A 4,170-nucleotide genomic window follows, 5' to 3' on the forward strand; every position below is an offset into this window, starting at 1 on the left:
GTGGCGCGCGATCTCGGCCCAGACGCCCAGATTGGCGACCAGAACAAAGGCAACTACAAGGACGAAAAATAGTGGCTCGTCGCGGCAAGAAGAAGGGTCGGCCGATCTCCGGCTGGCTAGTGCTCGACAAGCCGGTCGGCATGGGTTCGACCGAGGCTGTCTCCAAGATCAAATGGTTGTTCCAGGCGGAAAAGGCCGGCCATGCCGGCACGCTCGACCCGCTCGCTTCCGGCATGCTGCCGATTGCGCTCGGTGAAGCGACCAAGACGGTGCCCTATGTCCAGGATGGCGCCAAGGTCTACCGCTTCACGGTTGCCTGGGGTGAGGAGCGTTCGACCGATGACCTCGAAGGGCCAGTGACGAAAAGCTCCGACCAGCGTCCGGCTGAAGCCGATGTGCTTTTGCTGATGCCGAAATACACCGGCGTCATCATGCAGACGCCGCCGCAGTTTTCGGCCATCAAGATCGCAGGCGAGCGCGCCTATGACCTTGCCCGCGACGGCGCGACGGTCGACATCCCGGCGCGGGAAGTCGAGATCGGCCGTCTCGACCTGATCGAGCACAATGCTGATCGCACCATTTTCGAGGTCGAATGCGGCAAGGGCACCTATGTGCGCTCGCTGGCCCGCGACATGGGCCGCGACCTCGGCTGTTTCGGTCACATCGCCGAGCTGCGCCGAATCGAAGTCGAGCCGTTCACGCAGGAAGACTTCGTCACCATCGCCGAGCTGGAAACCGCGCGCTTCGGCGGCCAGGGCGATGAACGTTCGGATTCAGCGGACACGGTGCCGGCCGATTTCGACGCCATCGACGCGCTTCTGGTCGACACATCAGCCGCGCTCGACTGCCTGCCGCAGATCGCGATCAGCGACGACGCTGCAACAAAAATCCGCCTCGGCAATCCGGTCATCATCCGTGGCCGCGACGCGCCAGTGGAAGCCGAGGAAGCCTGCGCTACGGCGCGCGGCAAGCTGGTCGCCATCGGCGCCATCGAGCAAGGCATGTTCAAGCCGAAGCGGGTCTTTGCCGGGTGAGTCCCGTCGTCTAATCTCGATCAGACGCAGCATCCGAGGGGCACATGGCAAAGGCCGAGACAATCAAGAAGCGGGCGCCGGTGACTGCAAGGCGGCCGCCGGTCGGCGCATCACCCGGCACACTGATCGCCGACCCGGCGGCGCGGCGCAGCGAACTGCGACTGACACTGATGTCGCCCGACAAATTCGAGACAATCGAAAATGCCAGCATCGACGACGTCAACGCTCATTGCCACGCATGGCCGGTCATTTGGCTCGATTGCACCGGTCTCGCCAACATCCCGCTGATTGAGGAGATCGGCCGGATTTTCAGCCTGCATCCGCTGGCGCTGGAAGACGTCGTCAACACCGGCCAGAGGCCGAAGGTGGATTTCTTTGAGGACCATGCCTTCGTCGTCGTCAGGATGATCGACGACGTCACCGCGCATCGTTACGAGCAGATCGCGGTCTTCTTCGGCAGGAACTTCGTCGTCACATTTCAGGAGCGCGAAGGCGATCCGTTCGATCCCGTGCGCAAGCGCATCGAAAGCTCGATGCCCAACCGGCTGCGCGCACGCGACGCTGACTATCTCGCCTATGCGCTGATCGACGCCATTGTCGACAGCTATTTCCCGCCGATCGAGACTGCCGGCGAATTGGTCGACAGCATCGAGGACCAGATGCTGCGCGCGGCGGACAAGCACCAGATGCGGCGGCTTCACGAGTTGCGGCGCGACGCCAATGTGCTGAAGGGGGTACTTTGGCCGATGCGCGATGCGCTGGCCACGCTGATCCGCAACGACGTGCCCCACGTGAAGCCCGAGACCAAGATCTTCCTGAACGACACGCTCGATCACTCGCTTCGGCTCATCGAACTGGTCGAGACCCAGCGCGACATGCTGACCGGTCTGATCGAGATGCATGTGTCGCTGAGCCAGGCACGCACCAGTGATGTCATCAGCTATCTGACGATCGTCTCGGTGATCTTCATCCCGCTCACCTTTCTCGCTGGCGTGTGGGGCATGAACTTCGATCCCGAAACCTCGCCATGGAACATGCCGGAGCTGAAGGCACAATACGGCTATCCGGCGGCGCTCGTGTTCATGGCCGTTGTCGCGCTCGGGCTTGTCGCTTTTTTCAGATGGAAGAAGTGGCTTTAGCCGAAGGGAAATCTTCGTTTATGCAGCAAAAAGCCGGCTTGTGAATTGGGCTGGTGTTTTTGCCTGAATTGCACTATATGCGCCGCAGCATCGTGCAATGACACCTTGCTTGTACCGGCCCCTGCTGGACGACATCCCGGCCGAGGGCGTCCCGTTTCCTCAAACAGATAAGGAAAAACACGATGTCGATTACTGCCGAGCGCAAGAAGGAATTGATGGGTGAATTCGCAACCGCCAAGGGCGATACCGGGTCTCCGGAAGTTCAGGTGGCCATCCTTTCCGAGCGCATCAAGAACCTGACCGACCATTTCAAGGACCACAAGAAGGATAACCATTCCCGCCGTGGTCTGCTCGCTCTCGTCTCCCAGCGCCGCAGCCTGCTTGATTATCTCAAGCGCAAGGATGACGCGCGCTATCAGACGCTGATCGAGAAGCTCGGTCTGCGCCGTTGACCAATTGGCCGGCGGGTTCTTTCGAGAGCCCGCCGGTCGCGCATTGGAGCAGTCCATTGCTCTAATGAAGAAAGTAGAGCGCCGCGCATCGATTTGGACGCGCAAATAGGACGCTCTGAAACTTTGAATTTGTGCAAGGCATTTTCCGAGAGCCGCGGTTCTCGGGGCCACGCGCAAGGTCAGTCGAATCGACTGGCCAGACCCGGTTTCGAGATAGCACAGGGCCATTCGAAACCGCCCATGGACGGTCATGGGGCAGGATTGCAGGACGCTCGCCCGGCAGCCGCGCCGGATTTACCCGAGCTTCCCGTTGTCTTGCCCGTGGCTGCCCGAGAAACGAAGCCAAGGGAAAGGGGCACTCGCGCACGTGAAACGGCGCGGCCCTTTCCGCATATGAAGGACAAGACATGTTCAATCACCACAAAGTGGAAATCGAATGGGGCGGCCGTCCGCTCATCCTCGAAACCGGCAAGATTGCGCGCCAGGCTGACGGCGCGGTGCTCGCCACCTACGGCGAAACCAAGGTTCTCGCCACCGTTGTTTCGATGAAGGAGCCGAAGCCCGGCCTCGATTTCTTCCCGCTGACCGTCAACTACCAGGAAAAGACCTACGCCGCCGGCAAGATCCCGGGCGGCTATTTCAAGCGCGAAGGCCGCCCGAGCGAAAAGGAAACGCTGGTCTCCCGTCTCATCGACCGTCCGATCCGGCCGCTCTTCGCTGACGGTTACAAGAACGACACGCAGATCGTTGTCACCGTCGTCCAGCATGATCTCGAAAACGATCCGGATATCCTGTCGATCGTCGCCACCTCGGCGGCCTTGACGCTGTCCGGCGTCCCCTTCATGGGCCCGATCGGCGGCGCCCGCGTCGGCTACATCAACGGCGAATACGTGCTCAATCCGCATGTCGACGAGATGCAGGAATCAAAGCTTGACCTGATCGTTGCCGGCACCTCTGACGCCGTGCTGATGGTCGAGTCCGAAGCCAAGGAGCTCGGCGAGGATCTGATGCTCGGCGCCGTCATGTTCGGCCATCGCGGCTTCCAGCCGGTGATCGACGCAATCATCAAGCTGGCCGAGGTCGCCGCCAAGGACCCGCGCGATTTCACCGCGCCAGACTATTCGGCGCTTGAAGCCGAGATGCTGAAGATCGTCGAAGGCGAGCTTCGCGACGCCTACAAGATCACCGACAAACAGAAGCGCTATGCCGCCGTGGACGGCGTGAAGGCGAAGGTCAAGGCTGCGTTCGCACCCGCAGAAGGCGAAGAAGCAAAATACACGTCCGAGCAAATCGGCACCGTGTTCAAGGAGCTCCAGGCCAAGGTTGTGCGCTGGAACATCCTCGACACCGGTTCGCGCATCGACGGCCGCGATCTGAAGACGGTCCGCAAGATCGTCTCCGAAGTCGGCGTCCTGCCGCGTACCCATGGCTCGGCGCTGTTCACCCGCGGCGAGACCCAGGCGCTGGTCGTCGCCACGCTCGGCACCGGCGAAGACGAGCAGTACGTCGATTCGCTGACCGGCATGTATAAGGAGAAGTTCCTCC

The 4,170-nt window shown here is 61.3% G+C and carries 4 protein-coding genes; all 4 read left to right on the forward strand.

Going from position 1 to position 4,170, the window contains the following annotated elements; translation table 11 throughout:
* Positions 1-71 precede the first annotated feature (71 nt).
* Positions 72-1,034 (forward strand): tRNA pseudouridine(55) synthase TruB, encoded by a 963-nt coding sequence (truB, locus tag EOA86_RS24655; protein ID WP_127208851.1) that lies wholly within the window; start codon positions 72-74, stop codon positions 1,032-1,034.
* Between the two features lie 44 nt (positions 1,035-1,078).
* Positions 1,079-2,173 (forward strand): magnesium/cobalt transporter CorA, encoded by a 1,095-nt coding sequence (gene corA, locus EOA86_RS24660; RefSeq protein ID WP_128344054.1) that lies wholly within the window; start codon positions 1,079-1,081, stop codon positions 2,171-2,173.
* Between the two features lie 182 nt (positions 2,174-2,355).
* Positions 2,356-2,625 carry a 30S ribosomal protein S15 gene (gene rpsO, locus EOA86_RS24665; protein ID WP_006337962.1) on the forward strand — a complete coding sequence of 90 codons (270 nt, stop codon included), beginning with the start codon at positions 2,356-2,358 and terminating at the stop codon, positions 2,623-2,625.
* A gap of 407 nt (positions 2,626-3,032) precedes the next feature.
* Positions 3,033-4,170: polyribonucleotide nucleotidyltransferase (locus EOA86_RS24670; protein ID WP_128344056.1), on the forward strand; the 1,138-nt coding region annotated here is incomplete at its 3' end.

The organism is Mesorhizobium sp. M5C.F.Ca.IN.020.32.2.1 (assembly GCF_004023105.1).
GTDB lineage: Bacteria > Pseudomonadota > Alphaproteobacteria > Rhizobiales > Rhizobiaceae > Mesorhizobium > Mesorhizobium wenxiniae.

Coding starts and splice junctions, on each gene's coding strand:
- corA (WP_128344054.1), top strand. CDS start 1,079: ATGGCAAAGGCCGAGACAATCAAGAAGCGGGCGCCGGTGACTGCAAGG.
- rpsO (WP_006337962.1), top strand. CDS start 2,356: ATGTCGATTACTGCCGAGCGCAAGAAGGAATTGATGGGTGAATTCGCA.